Origin of the sequence: Tahibacter soli, assembly GCF_025717065.2 — a bacterium.
GTDB lineage: Bacteria > Pseudomonadota > Gammaproteobacteria > Xanthomonadales > Rhodanobacteraceae > Tahibacter > Tahibacter soli.
The window spans coordinates 18,411-37,260 of sequence record NZ_JAOVZO020000015.1 but is presented as its reverse complement, the minus strand read 5'-3'; the positions used below and the strand labels follow the sequence as shown (position 1 = coordinate 37,260).

The 18,850-nt window shown below is 65.4% G+C and carries 11 protein-coding genes; 3 read left to right on the top strand and 8 right to left on the bottom strand.

The window, feature by feature from the left end; genetic code table 11:
• Positions 1-4 precede the first annotated feature (4 nt).
• Together OD750_RS10390 and OD750_RS10385 are read left to right on the top strand one after the other, a co-directional pair.
• Positions 5-637 carry a hypothetical protein gene (locus OD750_RS10390; RefSeq protein ID WP_263544644.1) on the top strand — a complete coding sequence of 211 codons (633 nt, stop codon included), beginning with the start codon at positions 5-7 and terminating at the stop codon, positions 635-637.
• Between the two features lie 260 nt (positions 638-897).
• Positions 898-2,328 (top strand): glycosyltransferase family 9 protein, encoded by a 1,431-nt coding sequence (locus OD750_RS10385; RefSeq protein ID WP_263544643.1) that lies wholly within the window; start codon positions 898-900, stop codon positions 2,326-2,328.
• 212 nt (positions 2,329-2,540) lie between these two features.
• On the opposite strand, the gene OD750_RS10380 is transcribed toward OD750_RS10385, so the two are convergent.
• The 3 genes from OD750_RS10380 to OD750_RS10370 all read right to left on the bottom strand — a co-directional run bounded on the left by OD750_RS10380 (position 2,541) and on the right by OD750_RS10370 (position 4,812).
• A complete protein-coding gene (locus tag OD750_RS10380) occupies positions 2,541-3,065 on the bottom strand; it encodes a hypothetical protein (RefSeq protein ID WP_263544642.1) in 525 nt (174 codons plus the stop codon).
• A 134-nt stretch (positions 3,066-3,199) separates the two neighbouring features.
• Entirely contained in the window at positions 3,200-4,063 is an 864-nt protein-coding gene (locus OD750_RS10375; protein WP_263544641.1) for a cupredoxin domain-containing protein, read from the bottom strand.
• Positions 4,064-4,221: 158 nt separating this feature from the next.
• Positions 4,222-4,812, bottom strand: coding sequence for a hypothetical protein (locus OD750_RS10370; RefSeq protein WP_263544640.1), 591 nt, complete (start codon positions 4,810-4,812; stop codon positions 4,222-4,224).
• A 568-nt stretch (positions 4,813-5,380) separates the two neighbouring features.
• Between OD750_RS10370 and OD750_RS10365 the strand changes: the two genes are divergently transcribed.
• Positions 5,381-7,780: a M14 family zinc carboxypeptidase gene (locus OD750_RS10365; protein WP_263544639.1), complete on the top strand. Its 2,400-nt coding sequence runs from the start codon at positions 5,381-5,383 to the stop codon at positions 7,778-7,780.
• A 500-nt stretch (positions 7,781-8,280) separates the two neighbouring features.
• Here OD750_RS10365 and OD750_RS10360 read toward each other — a convergent pair whose 3' ends face one another.
• From OD750_RS10360 to OD750_RS10340, 5 genes are all read right to left on the bottom strand, one after another.
• Complete coding sequence (locus OD750_RS10360; protein ID WP_263544638.1) at positions 8,281-9,120, bottom strand: HEPN domain-containing protein; 840 nt, start codon at positions 9,118-9,120, stop codon at positions 8,281-8,283.
• Between the two features lie 110 nt (positions 9,121-9,230).
• A complete protein-coding gene (locus OD750_RS10355) occupies positions 9,231-10,130 on the bottom strand; it encodes a hypothetical protein (protein ID WP_263544637.1) in 900 nt (299 codons plus the stop codon).
• Positions 10,131-10,133: 3 nt separating this feature from the next.
• Positions 10,134-12,560, bottom strand: coding sequence for an SPRY domain-containing protein (locus tag OD750_RS10350; RefSeq protein WP_263544636.1), 2,427 nt, complete (start codon positions 12,558-12,560; stop codon positions 10,134-10,136).
• Positions 12,560-18,568: a tape measure protein gene (locus OD750_RS10345; protein WP_263544635.1), complete on the bottom strand. Its 6,009-nt coding sequence runs from the start codon at positions 18,566-18,568 to the stop codon at positions 12,560-12,562. The genes OD750_RS10350 and OD750_RS10345 overlap by 1 nt, the downstream gene beginning before the upstream one ends.
• Positions 18,565-18,840 (bottom strand): hypothetical protein, encoded by a 276-nt coding sequence (locus OD750_RS10340; RefSeq protein WP_263544634.1) that lies wholly within the window; start codon positions 18,838-18,840, stop codon positions 18,565-18,567. The genes OD750_RS10345 and OD750_RS10340 overlap by 4 nt, the downstream gene beginning before the upstream one ends.
• Positions 18,841-18,850: the final 10 nt, after the last annotated feature.

Genomic DNA, 18,850 nt, shown 5'->3' with positions numbered 1-18,850 from the left:
ACCGGTGCAGGCGCAAACGTCGGCGAATGACGAACACCGGCATGAGGTTGCTGTGCAATACGTTCCTTCGTTTCCCGCCGCTATCGAACCGATCGCTACCGCGCTGTTCGGCGCTCTCGTCCGCCCGTCGGGCCCCTTGGACGCCGGTTTCGCCGTCTCCGTCGCCGGCGAAAAGCTGTCGGTGCCCTATCGCATCCGCCTCGACCCGGAAAGGCTGCGGGCCACCCTCTCGACGGCAGCCGGCGACGTACGGCTGCTCGCGTTGTGCCTCGGCACGCGAGACTACGACGGCTACGTTCGTGAAGACTGCCTGGGCAAACTCACCGGCGTCGAATACCCCTGGGTGGTGCCGTTCGTCGTCGCGCTGCTTGGCGACTACGTCAACGACATCGCAGAACGCGCCGCAGCTGCGCTGGAAGCCGTGAATCCGGCGCTGCTCGATGCGCTGGCTCGCGACAACCCCGCGTTCGTCGCGACGACGCAATCGCGGGCCGCGAGCTATTGGGGCCATTACTACCGTCAGCGCCGATACTGGCGATGCCGCGACTATCCGCCCTACGCCCTACTGCAACGCATCGTGCGACGCGTGCGCGGCAGCGGCGGTTCCGACGCCGCGTCATCCGGCGCGCATCGCTGAGCATCTATACGGATGCAACTGGAATAGGGACAGTCCAATTGGAATAGGGACAGTCAAGATTCGTGCGCCCGGAATTCGTGGCTGTCCTGATTCGTGGCTGTCCCGACTCGTGACTGTCCCGAACCGCACACGCCAACGCACGGAAACCTCAAGCCCGCGATCGCGACTTCAACGCCTTCCCCGTTCATGCGACGGTCCCGCCTGCCGGCACGTCTTTGCAGCCGCGCCCGCAGTTCATATCCAATTTTTAACAAATGGATATGGACAACAATAAACATCCGGCCCGCACCTCACAGTACGCCTGCACGGAAGACCCGGAATGTACCAATCTTGCGGTCACACCATCGCTTTCATCCATGCGTACCGTATCGTATCGAACAATCTGGCAGATACGATCCGAGCGCTCCCTCCCCCGCCGATCCGGCTTTGTTCATGTTGCCGCTGCTAGAACCTTCCTCGGCATTTTCGCCTTTAGACACCCGTCGCACCGCGAGAATGTCCTTCTGTCGAACGGCTGCAAGCACGCGCGCCGTTCCGGCCGCGGCGACGCCGGCGGCGTACTCGTGCACCCACCCTCGGCGGTCGCCGCGATGATGGACATTCACGCTTTGCGTAGCCGCCTCGCCGCTCGCGGCATGCGTCTCCTCGCTGGTCCGGGCGACACCGCCGACGCCGGGGTTCTGCTGCCGCGCGGCGTGTTCCGCATTCTTATCTGCCGCATCAGCCACAGTCTCGGCAATACCTTGCTGATCACGCCGTTGCTGCAGGAGATCGAAGCCATCTGGCCGGGCGCCGAGGTCGACATCGTCTCGCGCAATCCGATCGCGCCGGAGATTTTTCGCGGCTACGCCTGCGTACGCGACGTGATCTGCCTGCCGCGGCGGGGATTGCGTCATCCCCTGGCATTGCTGCGCTGTCTGCGCCGGCTGCAGCGCGCCGAATACGACCTGGCCATCGACACCGATCCGCGCTCGCAAACCGGTCGCGCGCTGCTGTTGCGCAGCCGCGCGCACTACAAGCTCGGTTTTGCCGGGGAACGAAAAAGCGGTGAAATCAGTTGCGCCGTTTCTCCCGACGAGGCGCCGCGACACAACGGGCAATATCCGGTGTACCTCTTGCGCTCGGCACTGCGGCGCGCAGCGATGCCCTACCCGCCGCTGGATCTGCGGTTGAACCCGTCCGAGCGCGAGTCGGGTGCGCAGGTGCTCGCCCGGCTGGCGGCGCAGGCGGCGCCCGGGTGCGGTCGTCGCGGCGTCATCGGCGTGTTCGCCAACGCCACCGGCGCCAAGCTGTTGAGCCCTGCCTGGTGGCGCGAGTTCATGCCCGCGATCGACGCGCATTTCAGCGAATTCGCGATCGTCGAGATCGTGCCGATGAACGCCGTATCGATGCTCGATTCGCGCTATCCGGCGTACTACTCCAGTCACGTGCGCAAGCTTGCGTCGGTGCTGTCCCAACTATCGCTGCTGATCTGCCTGGACTGCGGCGTGATGCACCTTGCCCGCGCCAGCGGCACGCGCACGGCGGCGATCTTCACGCAGACCGATATCGCCGAATGGGGGCCGTACGGCGAAGGCGCGACCGTGGTCGACGCGGCCGGATTGTCAGCCGAACAAGCCGCGCAAGCGCTGATCGCGACCGCCAGCATCGACGTCGTCGGCGAGCCTGCCGACGCGGCCAGGGTCGCCTAGCGGGCAACCCGCGCTTGTCCGCACGCGCGACGAATCGGGACAGACACGATCCGAGGGTTCGCGCCCGTCCGGCGGACAAGCTCGACCAACGATTTTCTGTCTGTCCCGATTCGAGATCCTTTTCTCGTCTGTCCCGATCCGCGCGATTCGAGATCCTTTTCTCGTCTGTCCCGATCCGCGCGAAAACCCGCCGCGCGGACGAAACGTCGCGCTCAGCGCCCGAAGGGCGTTCCGCCGCCCCACACTTCGGTTTCGCCGCACTTGAGGCACACCGTCTTGCGATTCGATTCGTGCAGATACTGCTGGCCGTCGCGGCGTGCGCGTTCGCGCTCGGCGAGCGTCACGCATTCTTTCTGCTTGCGGTGAGAGCCCGAAATCGTCACGGACTCGCAGATCAACCGGCGTCCGTCGCGCTTGGTCAGGATCGCGTTGACGTCTTCTTGTGCGACGAACAGCGCAACCTTGTCGTCGTTCGCGAGCGGCGCGCCGATCTCGTAGCGGGCGAGGATCGCCGCGATTTCGTCGAAGCGCCGGTCGATCACCTGGCGATCGGCAGGCGTCGCGAATTCATAGTGCCCTCCGCTGCCGAGCTGGGTGCGGATGGCCGCGACCTGATCCTCGAACGCACTCCTGGTTTCGGCGGTCAGCACGCGCTCGGTCTTGTCGTTCGCGGCGCCGGCCGTCGCGGCCGCCGCCAAACCCGCCGCCAGCACCACATGCACTATCCAGCGATACATAGACACCCCCTCGGGTTCGCGCGGCCGACGCGGTGTCGGCCGTCATCGCGTGACCGCATGCTATGTCGCGACTTTTGCGCAGTCAACGAAAAGTTTCGTACGAACAAATGTCGCAGTTCGAGCGCGCCTTGGCGCTAAGGACAAGCCATGCCCTGCACCTGCGTCAGACGCACCAGCGGCAAGGTGCCCGCGGCGGTGAACGAGGGGTCGGTTGAGGTCCAGTCGACCTTGCCGCTCGCGCATCCGTCGAACGTGAACGTCAGGGTTCCCCACGGTCGCGCGACGATCGCCGCCGGATCGAAGTTCGGGGGAAAGCGTCCGCCGCTCGAGCGGCCGGCCTGCATCGCGATGCGATTGCCGTCGACCGTTCCCGAACCGACGATCCACGCCGGCGCGCCGGCGGCGTCGAACGTGAACCAGATCGCCGTGACGAGGGTTTCGCCGATCATCTCGAGCTGGACGCCATGGCCGTTCTGCGACGGGTCGTACCAGTTGCCGGTGATCGACGGGCCGATGCGGAAACCGCCCCCGCCCGACGCCTCGACGACGATGCGGCCGAACATGCCCGAACCGGGCCCGCCGTGCGCTTCGCAGTGATAGCCGACCGTGCCCGGCGCGCCGAACGTCAGCGTCGTGCGCCACGCGGCCGAACTCGGGTCGCCCGGCGCGTCGTCGCAACCGTAACCGCCATACGGGCCGCAGTAGCCGTCGGGGTCCGCCCCCTCGGCCTTGAGCGTCGTGTACCAGCCCACGGCCGCGCGGTTCGGGCCGTCGGTCGAACACCCCGCGGCGCAGCGGAACGAGCCGTCGTCGGCGACGACGTTGTGCGTGCCGCCGGCGTTGACGAACGTCACCGTGTCGCCGACGCGTATCGTCAGATCCGACGGCGCGAAACGCATCGCGCCGCCGCCGACCGATACCTCGTGGTCCGCCGCGAACGCGGACGCCGCCGGCACGCACGCGAGCGCGGCCAGTCGTACCAAAGCCTGGAGTTTCATCGTGCCGCCGTACCGGACGGCGCCGCGTTGCCGCGACGCCCGGATGCGTTGCGCGCACGCCGCGAACGCGCGGCGCCCGCACCGACTGAGTGCGCACCGCGTGCCGCAGGGTTGTCGTCGCACGCGCATCGGGGCCGGACGTCGCCCCGATCGAAGCCTCAACAGAAAACGATCGCCGTACGATGCTCGATGCTCAGGCGTGCCGCTTCGAACAGTGCCAGCCACACCATCAGCTCGACGAACCAGGGCGCGTTCGCGTCGACGAGATCGTTGATTCTCGCGGCCTCGGCATCGCTCAGGCGACCGTCTTCGAGCCGTATGCCGAGAAAAGGCGCGATGCCGGCCAGCTCGTCGCGCAGACGCACGCTCGATCCGAGCGCCCAGCCCGGCATGCCTTGATCGTCGATCGCCTCCTCGAAATCGACCGGCACGTAGTAGCCGTCGGCGTCGGAATGCCAAAGCAGGTGATGTTCGGGCAACGAGATCATATCCACCACCGGATCCCGGCTCGCCGCCTCGGCCCCGTCGGGCAGCGACGGCAGTTCGCCGTACGCGACGATGTGCGCGTATGCACGGCGCAGATAGTGCAGCGACGAATACGAGACCGTATCGAGACCCGCACGCGACGGCGGCGGCGACACGCGCTCGGGCTCGACGAATCCCGGCAGTCCGCGCGCACGCAGCATGGCGTCGATCACGGCGAATTCCGCGCGAATCGCGTCGACGAACTCCGATTCGTTTTCGATCATCCGGGACAGCAACCCGACGCACACCCACAAGCCCATCGCGGCACTCCCGTCGACCTTCGCAGCGAAGGATGCGAACCGAAAACCGAACGCCGCGCACGCGCGCATCCGAACAGTCGCCCGCACATGACGCGTGTCACGCCGCATCGCTTACGGGCGCTACGTCTTTTTGCTCGCGCTCGCGCCGACAATCGTCGCACCCGAAGAAACCGGAACACATCATGGCAAACAAGTGGATTGTTGCCGCCGCCGTCGCAGCGTTGTTCTGCTGCACCGACCGGCTCACCGCGACTTACATGCCGCGCACTCCCGCGCTCGCGCCCGCCGTATCGCCGGTCGAGCGTCCGCACGCCGAAGGCAGTGCGCAAGCGCCGGCGACTTCCCCGGAACCGCGCAAGCCGGCTAGCACGCTGCCCGACTGGCGACCGAAACATCGGACGAAACGGACGAACCGCCCTCCGCCGCAAGGCGCGGGACGCATCAAAATTTGCGAAATGCTGCACTGCGGTAACAACACCGCAGCAGTGCCGGCGCTTAAGATCGCATGCTGTATCGGCATCCGGGGTCACGCATGCGCCATCCAGGTTGGTTACTCGCTGCCGCCGTTTCCGGCGCGCTCGCCGTCGGCGTCGCCTCGGCCGCGCAACCCGAGTCGCCCGAGATCGTGCAGGTCTATTCGCTCGACCCCGCGCTGATCGCGCGCATGAGCGAGCAGTTCGGGCACATGCGCGTCGACCGCAAGAAAGGCGTCGTCACGGTCGAGGCCGACGCCGCGCAGCGGCAATGGCTTGCGCAGCAGCGCGTGCGCGTGGAAACCGACAAGCCGGCGACCGCGTCGCTGGCGCTGCAGAAACCGGGCGTTTCGCTCAAGAGCATTCCCGGCTTCGCGTGCTATCGCACGGTCGAAGAAACGCAGGCGTCGGTCGACGCGCTGATCGCCGCGCACCCCGAACTCGCCAGCAAGATCGACATTGGCGACACCTGGGACAAGGTCACGGCCGGCGGCAATCCCGGCTACGACCTCGTCGTGCTCAAGCTCACCAACACCGCGAACACGCAACCGAAGCCGAAGTTCTTCGCGATGACCGCGATCCATGCGCGCGAATACACGACGGCCGAACTCAATACGCGCTTCGCCGAATGGCTCGTCAACGGTTACGGCACGAACGCCGAGGCGACGTGGCTGCTCGACCACACCGAATTCCACCTGCTGCTGCAGTCCAATCCCGACGGCCGCAAGAAGGCGGAAACGGGCCTGTCGTGGCGCAAGAACGCGAACACCACGTACTGCGGCTCGAACCCGAACCAGCCGGGTCCCGGCGTCGACCTCAACCGCAACTTTCCGTTCCATTGGGGCGGCGCGGGCGCGAGCAGTTCGCAATGCGATCCCACGTACCGCGGTCCGGGCGGCGCGTCTGAACCGGAAACGCAGTCGGTCGTGAGCTACATCGAGAGCATCTTTCCCGATCTGCGGCCCGACGACACCGCGACGCCCGCGCCGGACACGACGCAGGGCCTGTTCTTCGACATCCACAGCTTCTCAAGACTCGTACTGTGGCCGTGGGGCGATACGACGACGGTCGCGCCGAACGGCGCCGCGCTGGAGATCCTGGGCCGGCGCATCGGCTGGTTCAACAATTACGACCCGCAGCAGTCGATCGGCCTTTATCCCACCACCGGCACGACCGACGACACCGCGTACGGCAAGCTCGGCGTTCCCGGCTACACGATCGAACTCGGCGTCGATTTCTTCGAGAGCTGCTCCAGTTTTGAAAGTTCCACATTTCCTATCAACTTCGACGCGCTGCGCTACGCCGCGCGCACGACGTACGCACCGTACAAGCTGCCGTTCGGTCCCGATACGACGACGATCGCGGCGACGCCCGAACTCGTGGTCGCAGGCCAGCCGGTCGCGCTGACCGCGCGCGTCGACGATACGCGCATCAACACCACACCGCAGCCGCAAGCCGGCGCCCCGCCGGTGCCGACGACGCAGAACATCGCGTCGGCGAGCTATACGATCGACGCCCTGCCGTGGGAGATCGGCGCCGTCGACCGGCCGATGACGGCGACGGACGGCACGTTCAACAGCGGCAGCGAAGCCGTGCAGGCGACGCTCGACACGACCGGCATGGCGAGCGGCAAGCATCTCGTCTACGTGCAGGGCGTCGACAGCGGCGGCGCCAAAGGTGCGCCGCAGGCCGTGTTCGTGGAAGTCGCGCAGGCGAACGAGATCGCGACGGTGCACGGCAACGTGACCGACGGATCGACGCAAGCGCCGCTCGTCGCGCAGATGAAGATCGGCACCGCCACGTTCGCGACCGCCGCGAACGGCGGGTACACGCGGGCGTTGCGCGCCGGTACGCTCGACGTTGAAGCGAGCGCGCCGGGCTACATGACCGAGCGCGTGAGCGGCCTGGTGTTGGCCGGCGGCAGCGACGTGACGCGCGATTTCGCGCTGCTGCCCAAGTGCGCGCGGTTCGCCGACAACGTGGAAGGTGCGAACCCCGGCTGGGTCGCGCAGTCGCCCTGGGCCGTTGCGAACAACGTGTCCGGCAACGCGACGAAGGTATGGACCGACAGCCCGGCCGGCAGCTACGGCAACAATATCGACGTCAGCCTGACGTCGCCTGCGATCGACTTCACCGGCTACGACGAAGCGGTGCTGCGCTTCGACCACAAGTGCCGCACCGAGGCGGGCTACGATTACGGCCGCGTCGAGATTTCGGCGAACGGCGGTGCCTGGACGGAAGTGATGCGCTGCGACGGCCAGACGGCGTGGCAGAACGCGAGCGTGCCGCTGCCGCAGGCGGCGAACCAGGCGAACGTCAAGGTGCGTTTTCGCCTGACGAGCGACACGGGCGTGACGGACGAGGGTTGGTCGATCGACAACGTTCGCATCGAGGCCGGTGGCGCGGCTTGTCGGTCGGCGGTGGTCGATCGGATTTTCGAGGATGGGTTCGGGTCGTAACCCACACTCGCTTCTTCTTTCCTTTTCTCTTCAACTCGGTGCGAGCTGGGGCGCAGCTTTTGGCGTCGTTGTTGTTTTTGACGGTCGCTTTGTAGTTTTCGTTCGACTTTCGACAACAGGTTTCGTTTCCACTTCGTAGTATTCGTTTGGCGTTGAACAAAGCGTTCCGCCCGCCTGCCGGCGTGCGTCTTACTTTCTTTGTGGTGGACAAAGAAAGTAAGCAAAGAAAACCACCCCAGCTGCCGCGCCCCTCCGGGCATCCTGCCCTACGGGGACCGCAAGCGCCCGGCGGGGTCCGCCGATGGTCCATCCATGGACCACGGCGGACGACGCACATCCGTGTGCGTCCCCTGCGGGCCTGATTGTAGCGCGACAAGTTGGTTGATCGTCGGCGACAACTGGTGTGATCTAGTTACTCAAAGGATTTCGACCGAGCTACTACAACCCGCGAGCTACTACAACCCGAGAGTTGCGTCGGGCATGCGCCCGGGGTTCTTCGGTCATCGCTTGTCCAAGAACGCCTTTCGCACGGGGTCAGTGTCCTGCAATGCTTGCAGTGCCGCCGGCTCGACGACTACGACCTGCCAGATGTCGCGCGTGATGGCAGCCCACAACGCCAATGCACGCAGTCGCTCGTTGTTTTTTTCTTCTAGCTGGTTCCGGCCGTGCACGATATCCGAGCGCACAACATAGGCTGCTCGAAGCGCCTTCTCAGCCTTGCTGCGATCAGCCGCACCCGGAGCAACTAAGGCTGAATAGGCCTTTGCAAGCTGAAGCGTCACCCTTTCCTTGCGATCGTTGGTGAGCAATGTTTCTACAGCGGCGCTATACAGGACGATGCCTGCGTGCCAGCGATGCTGCGAAATTGCTTCGTACGTAAGCGAAAGCGCCATCCCCAAGCGCGATTCGGGCGTGATCGACTCAAACACTGCAAACACTTTCTGTGCCTGGTGCAACTCGGTTGAGGTGAACGGGCCGTGCTCGACGTCTTCTCTGTTCCAATCGATCGGACACAGCCTAGAGAAGCCCTTCCGTCCGTCAGGGAAATTCTTAAAGAGAAAGCGCAGCTCTAGCCGCGTCGGCCGCACAACCCATAGCGCGAGCATCCAATCATTTACGCGTACTTGAAGCGAGTGTTTACTTGCGGCGTCTTTGACCACCAACCAGTACTGTACGTCGTAGGAGAGCTTGCTTCGCTCATGCGTTGTCAACTCGTTGAGTTCAACGTCATCGTTTCCAACGAGGCGCTGTATGTAAACGTCTGGCGTGATGGCAAAGCTCTCGCAATCACACGAAAAATGGTACAGCGGTGCGTACCCTATGTAGTCGGAAGATGACATGCGGCGTTCCTACACTTGGGGGCTTGGCATTCATTTCCGGAAGACCGGTGTAGCGAAGGCTAACAAGGAACTGGAGATTGCCACTCCAGCCCATAGACACTAGCGCGTTGCTACAGACCTTCCTCTACTTCAAGATCGCACGAAAATAGCTCGCCCGACAGATGCCGCACCTGTACAGGCCGCGTAAAGCGCCCATAGATCGCGAGGCGCCCCAGCGCGAGCGCGTCATCGCTGCGCGGCACCACCAGCACTTCGCCGCTAACGCCCACTTGAAGCCCCATCAATTGCAGGTTCGGCCGGTTCGGCTGACTGACTGTGCCGATCGCCAGCGCTTCCGGGACGCTCGGTAGCCGGAACTGACCGACGCGGTAGCGCGGTACGGCTTCGGCGTAAATTTGCTGACCGCGACTGCGCATCACGCGCGCCGAGTCGGCCATCGTCATATTCCAGTCGGCATCGACGCCTTCGCTGAAGGCGACGCCGTCAGCCGCATACACGCGGCCGATGTCCAGAATCTCCGTCCCCGTCGACGTCGGGAACGGCTGCGTCACCGACAGCACGATCTTGTCCGTCGCCGTGACCGGCGTCGGGAACACGTAGACGACGATGGACGGCGCGCCAGCCGGCACCGCACCGGCCGTGCCAATGATGCCGAACTGCGGACTGCTGTGAACGATCAGCGACGGCGTGCCGTATACGTCGACGGTGAAACGTGCGCGGGTCGTGATGTCCTGGCCGTTGCTGGCCGTCAGCTTGAACCCGACGATCGCGATAGCCGATATGCGCTTGTCGCCGCCAAAGGTCGCGAGCGGAAAGGAAAAGACCGACGTCGAGTCGACCGCCGCATTCGGCCGTTGCACGCGCGCGACCTTCGCGACACGGCGATCCAAGAGATTCGCGAGCGGCAGCGTCGGCACCGATACGCTGCTGCCGACGTTGACGTGGCTCAAGGTCGGCACCGCGTTTGCGGCAGCCAAGATGTCGTTGTAGAGGAAATATGCGCCGGCCATGGGTTATCCGATTGCCACGAAGTTGCAGAGATTGGAGAGCAGGCGCGAATTCACGCCGAGGATTTGCACCTGCCGGCCGTCCTTGAGGCCGTAGCGGCGCGTGCGGTCGGTCTTGATCGTGACGATCTGGCCCGGCTCGGTCGCGGCGATGTCGGCGTCGTCGACGAAGGCGCTGAACGTGAAGAATTGGCGCGGCACGGCGTAGAACGTCGCGAGGTAGTTCACGAGCGTCTGTGCGGCTGTTTCCGTGGTGAGCAGCGACACGATCGGTTCGGCGCCTCTCGCACGCGCATACGCCGCCGCAAGGCGATTGGTCGTGGTCTTGCGGATGAGGTATTCGGCCGCGAGCAGACCCGCGTCCGCCGTCGCCTGCACGCTGCCGGCAATTTCGCTCGTCTCGTGCGGCGAGTAGTTGCGCAGCGCAGCGACCGTGTCGGACAAACCCGGCGCGGTATCCAGTTCGACGCCGATCGGGCCGTGCAGCTCGATGTCGGTAAACGTCGCGACCGAGTTCACCTTGTTGAGCAGCGACAGACGGCCGACGCGCAGGACGCCGAAGCGATCCCACCAGTACCAGCCGGCGAAGCTGTCGAGCGTCTGCTTCAGCAAATCGGCCAGTTGCAGCGCCTTGTCGCTGAACACCGCGAGCGGCACCGGCGCGGCCGTGTCCAACGCCGTGATGGTGCCGGCAATATCGACCTTGTCGGCCGGGATGCCGGCACGCGTGATGCAAAGCTCCGTCATCCAGTCCGGGAGGCGCTCGATGACTTGGACTTCCTGCAGCACGAAGCGATCGACGTAAATATCCGTCGCCTCGGCATCCGTCGCCAGCGCGATCGGTCCCGATCCGGCGGCAACGAACGCGCCGCGATGCGTACCGATGCGGTCGGCACGCGCGCAGTCGCCGAAGCCGGGCATCGTGACCCTGACTTTGCCCGCGATACGCGAATTGATCACCAGCTCATACGCGTAGAGCTTGCCGGCTGTGAGCGCGCCGATTTGAATGCCGATGAACTTGCTGCCGTCGCTACGCAAGCGCGCCAAGCTGCCAACCTGAGACACGCTGACGGCCGCTGTTTCAGGGCCGTTGAGCAATGTCCAGCCGTTCGGGTTGTCGCCGGTCCACAACGCAAAATCGTCGTTGACGATCGTCGCGACGACCTTGCACGCACCGCGCAGGCTCGCGCACTGGCGACCGGCCGGATTCGTGAGCCGCCGCAGGCCGAGCGTGTCGGCGCGTGACGACGGGCCGTAGCCGATCATCGGCGTCAGCACGACGCCCTGGTCGCGCACTTCGACGATGCCGCCGAACGGCGCGCTGTCGGCCAATGCGTATTCGAGGTTCGGCGCATCGACGATCGTCAGCGGCGCCCATCGCACATTGCCGAGTGCGAGCGGCTGCGGCGTGTTCGCAACGGCGGTATTCGGAACGGTCGCGGCGAAGGTCGCGCGCGGTACTGGCCGTTGCAGCGCGGCGCCCGGATCGGCGAACACGACGCGCGAGCGTTCCTCGGTCGAGATGTCGATGCGCTCGATGCGCGCCGCCGCGCGATCGATAAACGCGGATACCGCATCGCCCAGATAGCCGCGACGAATGCGCACCGGCACGTCGTGGCAGTCGTAGTCGATGAGGTAGTCCAACGTGCCTTCGACGTTGATCAGTTCCAGATCGCCGAGCGTCGTGCTGCTGCGCTGACCGCGATCCCAGATCACGCACGACACGCGCCGGTCGTAGACGGGATCGCCGTCGGCCGCGATGCATCCTTCGTAGTACACGCTCGCTGGCGTGTCGCTCGGACTTGTCGCAAAGCCCCGGCTCGCGATGCGCGCGAGATTGCCGAACGGCGTGAAGCCCGCCGGACACGTCGCGCGTAGCTCGGCGTCGTCGGGCAACACCGTGGCACCGGCGCCGAGGCTGTAGCACGACATGGCCAGATACAGCGGCCCCGACAGATTGGAAAACTGCGGTGCCGCACCGGTCACTGGATTGCCGCTGCCGAACCACACGCCGTTGCGGCCGAACCAAAGCTTGCCGTTGTCGAGGTCGACGGCCATGTCGATGATGTCGCCGACGACCGACGCAACAAAGCCGGTCGGCGTGCCGCTGTTCCAGACGAAGCCGTCGGCCGCGTAGCTCCAGCCGTTCGCCTCGGAGCCGATATTGAAACCGGCATTCGGCAACAGCGCGGGCGTCGCCAAGCCGACCAGCAGGCCGCCGCTCACCGGCAGAAAATCGATGCGGAAACGCGCGTACAGCTTTCCGCTATCGCGCGGCCGTAGCACGCGCGTCATACCGAAGTTCAGGCTCGCGCCGCTCGTGCGGCGCAGCGTGCGGCCGACATTGGTCACCTGCACGCCGTTCTGCCGCCATGCCGAATCGAAGGCGATTTCCTCGCCGATGTCGACGAGCAGCACTCTTTCCTTGTCCACTATGCGCCTCTCTCCTTTGCGCGCCGGAATTCACGCGCCTGTGTCTGCGCGCTTTCGCTCGTCGCCAGTTCCACGCGCTCGACGGCGCGAACGACGCTTCGATCGCCTTCGCGCCGCTCGGCGCGCAGCGCGGCGACTTCTTCGCGCAGCCGCTTGAGTTCGTCGGCGATGGCGCGCTGCGTCTCGCGGTTCGTCTGGGTGAACGCGGCCAGTGCGTTCGATGCGTTCCAGCTCGCGCCGAAGGTCGCTTCGTTCGCCGCGTTGCGTATCGGGACGATGCCGCTCGTCTTCGATGCCGGGATCGCATCGGCGTAGCTGCCGCTGTTGATGCCGGCGCCGTTGGTGAGCGCGTCACGAATCTCGGCGAGGCGGCTATGCATCTCGACGAGCGATGCATTGCTCACGTCACCTTGGAAAGCCAGCGACATGCCGCCGTGGTACGCAGCCTCGGCAAACTTCGCGGTGTTGCTGGCGACGTCGGCCGTCATCGACGCCGTATTGCCGATCGCCGTTTGCGTCGACTGCGGCATACCCAGGAGCGGCGCGAGCAGATCGCGGTATTGCGCCGGCAGCGCGTTGGTCGCTGTCTGCAAGCTCGCGATGGCGGCGTTCGCATCGGCCGCGTTCGTGGCGGCTTCGACCGCGCGGAACAACGGTTCGAGCAACGCCCGTTCGGCCGCCGGCAGCGCGTTGATGCGCTGCTCCAACGCGTCATTGATCGCGCTGTTCGCGTCGGCCAGTTCGCCGAGCGAGGCGCCGACCGCGCCGGCCAGCTCGCCCAGGCTGATACCGAGCGTGCTAGCAAGGTCGGCCAGCTGCAGCACCGTTTGCGCCGTCACGTCCGCGACGTCGATACCCAGATCGCGCACGAACTGGTCGAGCTTCACGCCGAGCGAGGCCGCCAGTTCCAGAATCGGCCGGCCGCTCGACTCGCCCAGCTCGCGCAACTGCACCGCGAGCTGCTGCGCCATCGCAAGGCGCGTTTCGCGTTCCTGTTCGGCGAGGAGTTCATCGCGCCGCTCGTACAGCGCTTGCAGCTCCGCACTTGCCGTAAACGTCACCGCGCCACCGGTGCCGTATCCGCCGCCTGGTTGCGACGACGGCGAAATGCCGAGCAGTTGCGAACGCACCGCATCGAAGATGGCTTGGTACTGATCGCCCGAGCTGTAGTAGCCGCGCGCGCGGTCGAGCAGCTGTTGCGCCAAGTCCGGCAGCTGCTGCATCGCTTGCGCGTCACCGGCGCGCGCACGCGCCAAGACGAGGTCGTACTGCCGCTGCGCCTCGGCCAGTTGCTGTTCGGGCGTGAGCGTCGTCAACTGTTGATTGAGCAACAGCGAATTGACGAAACCTCGGATGCGCTCGATCGCTGCCAGCTCGTCTTCGTAGCGCTGCGCGCTCGCGTCGGCGACGTCGCCCACGCCGGCCATCGCACCGGACTGCGCGGCTTCCAATTCCTGGATACGGCGCGTGACTTCGTCGAGGCTGCCCGGCGCGCCGCCATACAGCCGGCTCACCAGATCACGCGTGCTGATTTCGAGCTGGCGAATCGCCTGTGCACGCAACTGCGCAGCGCGCATTTCGACCAGCGCCAAGTCTTCTTCTTTCGCAGCCGCGAGACCGGCGGCACGCGCGAGCTGATGCATGCTGTCGATCGTGTCGAGCCGCCACTGATCGATCGCGCGCATTTCCGTTTCGAACGGCGTTTCGGCGAACGGCTCCAACGATGCGCGCAGGCCCGACACAAAATCGTCGTACGCCTTGAGCGCGTTCGCGTACGACTCCTGCGCGCGCGTCGCTTCCGCCAACGCGTTGCCGGCTTCGAGCCATTGCACGACCTGCTCGGGCGTCAGCGTCGGCAACGCGGTCTTGAAGCGCTGTTTGAACTCGTCGAGCGAGATCAGGCCGTCGATGCCGATATCGTTCAACTCGCGCTCGGCCGCGTTGACGACGGAATCGAGCTGGTATTGCATCAGGTCGCTGCCGCCGAAGTTCTCGAAGAACGACGACCACAACGCGTTGGCGCGATCGATGCCGCCGGCAGCTTCCACGATGTCGGCCGAGAAGCGCACGAACGCATCGCCGCTCGTGCGCATGTCGACGCCGAGAATGTCGATAGCACGCCGCCACGACTCGGCCGACACGGTCAGACGCGCATACGTCTGCGACAGCGTTTCACCGGCGTTCGCCAAGTCCTGCACGAGTTCGGTGACTTCCGTCAGCGTCGAGTTCGCGCCGAGCAAGCCGCGCCCTTGACCGATGTCGGTCTGCGCGTTGATGAGAAATTCCGCGCCTTCGGCCAGCTTCTCGGCGCTGTCGCGCCATTGCTCGGCAATGCGGCTGGCTTCGCCGCCCGACGCGGCAGCGGCAACGGCAATGCGTTCTTCGGCGGTGATACGCAGCGCCGCGAGTTCGCCGGTCGCTTCCTCCCAGGTACGGCCGAGCATTTCGACGACGTACTTGGTCGACTTGATGCGGCCCTTTTCGTCGAGGTCTTGAATCGTCTGCAACGACGCGGCGAGGATCGGCGGCACTTCGATGCCGAGCCGGCGCGCATCGTCCTTCATGACGCGGCCGATCGATTCGAACAACTCGTCGGCGGCGCGCTCGGCGTCTTCGGTGGATTCCACCTCGCGGTTCTGCCACTCGCGGCCACGGAACAACGAGCGGTTGCGCACTTCGCGAATCGTCGTCGTCGCGTCGCCGCCGGATTCGCCGACGTTGAGTGCGACCGTCGCCCAATCGGGCTTGAAGCGCGAGCCGAAGATTTTTCCACCGGTGAACTTGTCGATCAGCGCAATGGCAAGCGCGATCCAGCCGATCACCGGGATCGCCGCCATGGCGCCCATCGCGCCGGTCGCGGCGCCGGCCACGGCCGTGCCGCCGGCAGCAACGGCAGCCGAACCGCCGAGCACGGCGCCGGCCGCGACCGTGCCCGCCGCCCAACCGGCAACGCCATACGTCGCGGCGCCTGCGATAGAACCACCGCTGCCGTTACCCGAACCGCGGTTGTTCCAACCGTAGTTCGCGCCGGCAATTGCGCCGCCCCATGCGCCGACGTTGCCGACGAAGCCGGGATTGTTCGCCAGCCACGGCGCGACGGCCTGACCGGCGCGACTCGTCAGCGAGTTATTGCCGGCGTTGAAGCCGCCGCCGCTCGCACCGCCGCCGCCCGCGCCGCTGAACATCTGCACGACGGAATTCATGAATCCGCCGCCGCCACCATTGCCGAGCATTTGCACGCGCAGCCAGTTCGCGATGATCTGGCGCACCATGTCGACGACGATGCCGACGAGCGCATCGCGAAAATCGCTCCACGTCCGAATCTGGCGCGTCAGCACGTCCGCGCCCAGGTCGGCCATGCTGTTGACCATGTTGCCGTAGGCACGCTGGTTGTTCTCGTACGCCTCGCGTGCGCCGTCGATGCTGCGAAGCATTTCCTGACGTGCAACAACGCCCGCGCGCAACTGGCGGATTTCTTCCTCAGAAAGCGGCTTGCCTTGTTCCTTCGCGCGATTAACCGCTTGGATCACGACTTCTTCGGCCGTGCGCGCTTCGTTGCTCAAGCCGCGCAGGCTGATTTCCTGATCGAGCTGTTCGAGCGTGCGCGCGACCACGTCGGCTTCGTCTTCGGCCTGCCGCAAACGCACGTCGTATTGCGCGTTCGCATCGGCGAGCACGCGCGCGAGTTCGGCTTGCACGGCGGCCGTCGGCGGTCCCTGGTCGAGCCAGACTTTCGCGGCCTTCGCGATGCGATCAAGCAAACGCTGATGCTCGTTCATCGCACGCGCGACAGGTCCGTTCAAACCAGCCGCAAGGTCGGTTTGAATGTCCGTCAAATCGTCGGTGGCTTGGGCCTGCGCTTCAATCGTCTTTTCGAGCTGGCGCGCCTGCTGGTCGTGCAAACGCTCGGCCGATGCCGTCGACGTGTGCGACGCCTTCGCGCGATCGAGTGCGGCGACGGTCGCGATATACGCGTTGCCTTCGCGCTCCTTCTGCGCGATCAATTCGGCCGAAAGGCCGGCAAGCCGCGCCGCCGCCAAACCCTGTTCGACATACGCGCGCGCGATTTCCGTCGACGACTTGCCGGCGGTTTTCAGTTTCTCGTTGGCGTCGGCGGCCTTCTTCGACAGGTCACCAAAAAACGCCGTGGCACTCGCATTCGCCGCGAGCGTGCGCGTGCCGCTGACGATCGCGGTAAATCCTTCGCCGATGCCGAGCAATATCGATCCGACATCCGCGTTCGCCCTAAAGCGCGCGAATGCCGCGCTGGCATCGTCGAGCGCCGGGCCGACCGTGCCGCGCAGACTTGCACCCAAAGACGCCTGCGCCGCTTCCAGACGGTGCAGATCGTTTTCCAGCTTCACGACCTGATCGATAACCGCCTGTACTTCGGGCGGCGCCGTGTAGTTGCCGGACGCGAATAGCGCACGCCAGTCGCCGCCGATCGCGTCGTTCAATGCCGCGGTGCGGTCGCGCAGTTCCGTGTGCTTGACGAGAATCAGATCGACGTTGTCGATGTACTGCTTCGCGACATCGGCGATCGGCGGAATCGGCGCCTTCGACAATTGCTTCATCGCGTTGTCGAGACTGACGGTTTTCGCCGCCGCGCTGTCGAGCTGCGCGCTACTGGCTGCAATGCCGTCTTCCCAATCCTTTGCCGCCTTGTTGACGGACTCGTAAGCGAGATAGAGCGCACCGAGCGCGATGACCGCAGCGCCCAACGGACCGCCGACCAATGCCGACAAGCCGGAGCCCAGACGACTCAGTGCGCCGACCTTCGTTATGGCCGCAGCGGTCGCCGCTTCGGTCGCGGCGATCGTGCGGGCTTGTGCGACTGCCAATGCTTGTTCGGCGGCAATGGCGCGGCCGGTCGAACTGATACCGGCTTCGAGCGCACGCATGCGCGCCAGATGCGCCACAGCAGCGGTTTCAGCGGCGCGGGCCTCCGCGAGCTGCGCGGTGGTATTCGTCGCAGCGGCAGCGGCAACTGCGGCCGCCTGTGCGCGCGTCGCGAGTGCGGCGGCGGTGATACCGGCGACGTAGCGCACGCCCCAGACCGTTGCGATACCCAAAACGAGTGTGGCGACGGTGCCGAGATTGTCCGCGAGCAGCGAGATGGCCGACGCAGCCAGGCGCGAGGCGCCGACGCCTTCGTTCGATTCGCCGATCCAGCGTGTCCACGCATTCGCCAGTTGCGTCGACGCGCCGCCGATCGTCAGCGACATCTGCGCGAATTGCTTGTCGATATCGCGGCTGCCGTCGAGCAAGGCGCGCGTCAAAATGCCGGCCGTGAGTTGTCCGGCTTCGGCCATCGCGCGCAATTCGCCGCGTGTCTTGCCCAGGCTCTTGGCGAACAGCTCCATCAGAATGGGCGCTTGTTCGGCGACCGAGTTGAACTCGTCGCCGCGCAGCGCACCGGACTGCAAGCCCTGACTGAACTGCGTGATCGCGGCGCCGGCTTCGGTCGCGCTCGCGCCGCTCACCGCGAACGATTTATTGACCGTCTCGGAAATCCGCAAACGGTCTTGCTCGGCGATAAACAGCGTGGTCGTCGCGCGGGTCAGGCGCGTGTACAGATCGGAGGTCGCGGACAAATCCGCACGCGTGTCCTGCGCGATGCCGTACAGCTTGCGACGAACGTCGATCAGGTTCTGTTCGCTGTTCGTGACCAGCCGAACCTTGCTCGACAGGTTCGTGTATTCGTCGGCGGTCGAGGCCAGCTCGTTGGCGAAGGCGGCCACGCCGATGCCGGCAAGCGCGCCGCCCATCTGCCGCGCCAAGCCGGCGCCGGTCGTCAGACCGGCGTTCAAGCCGCTGATGTTCTGACGCGAAACACGCTCGGCCGCCGAGCCGAAACGTTCGAGATCGTTCGTGCTGCTGCGGAGCGTGTTGCCCGTCTGACCGGCCGATCCGCTAAGGTCGGCGAGCGCGCGTTGACTCACGCGCACGTCGCCGACGAACTGGCCCGAATCGAGAGTGAGGCGAAGCTTGACGACGGGATCTGTCATTTCCGGTTGAGCAGTGCGCGCGCCGTCGGGACCATGATTTGCTGGATGCCGAACAGCACGCGCGGCCACTCGTCGGCGGGCACGCGATGCATCACGGCGGCGGTGTGGATTTCGGCGGCAGAGATGCCGAGGAAGACGAGCCCGTTGACGCCGCTCGCCGTTGACCATTGGCAATCGCGATACACGATCACCGTGTTCCAGTTGCTTTCGAGCACGTCAATTTCGGTCGAGTCGCCGAGCGGTCCGGCTCCTTGCCGCTCGAAACTGCGCAAGAACTCTGCC

Coding starts and splice junctions, on each gene's coding strand:
- OD750_RS10365 (WP_263544639.1), top strand. CDS start 5,381: ATGCGCCATCCAGGTTGGTTACTCGCTGCCGCCGTTTCCGGCGCGCTC.
- OD750_RS10370 (WP_263544640.1), bottom strand. CDS start 4,812: ATGATCGAAAACGAATCGGAGTTCGTCGACGCGATTCGCGCGGAATTC.
- OD750_RS10385 (WP_263544643.1), top strand. CDS start 898: ATGGACAACAATAAACATCCGGCCCGCACCTCACAGTACGCCTGCACG.
- OD750_RS10380 (WP_263544642.1), bottom strand. CDS start 3,065: ATGTATCGCTGGATAGTGCATGTGGTGCTGGCGGCGGGTTTGGCGGCG.
- OD750_RS10375 (WP_263544641.1), bottom strand. CDS start 4,063: ATGAAACTCCAGGCTTTGGTACGACTGGCCGCGCTCGCGTGCGTGCCG.
- OD750_RS10360 (WP_263544638.1), bottom strand. CDS start 9,120: ATGTCATCTTCCGACTACATAGGGTACGCACCGCTGTACCATTTTTCG.
- OD750_RS10355 (WP_263544637.1), bottom strand. CDS start 10,130: ATGGCCGGCGCATATTTCCTCTACAACGACATCTTGGCTGCCGCAAAC.
- OD750_RS10345 (WP_263544635.1), bottom strand. CDS start 18,568: ATGACAGATCCCGTCGTCAAGCTTCGCCTCACTCTCGATTCGGGCCAG.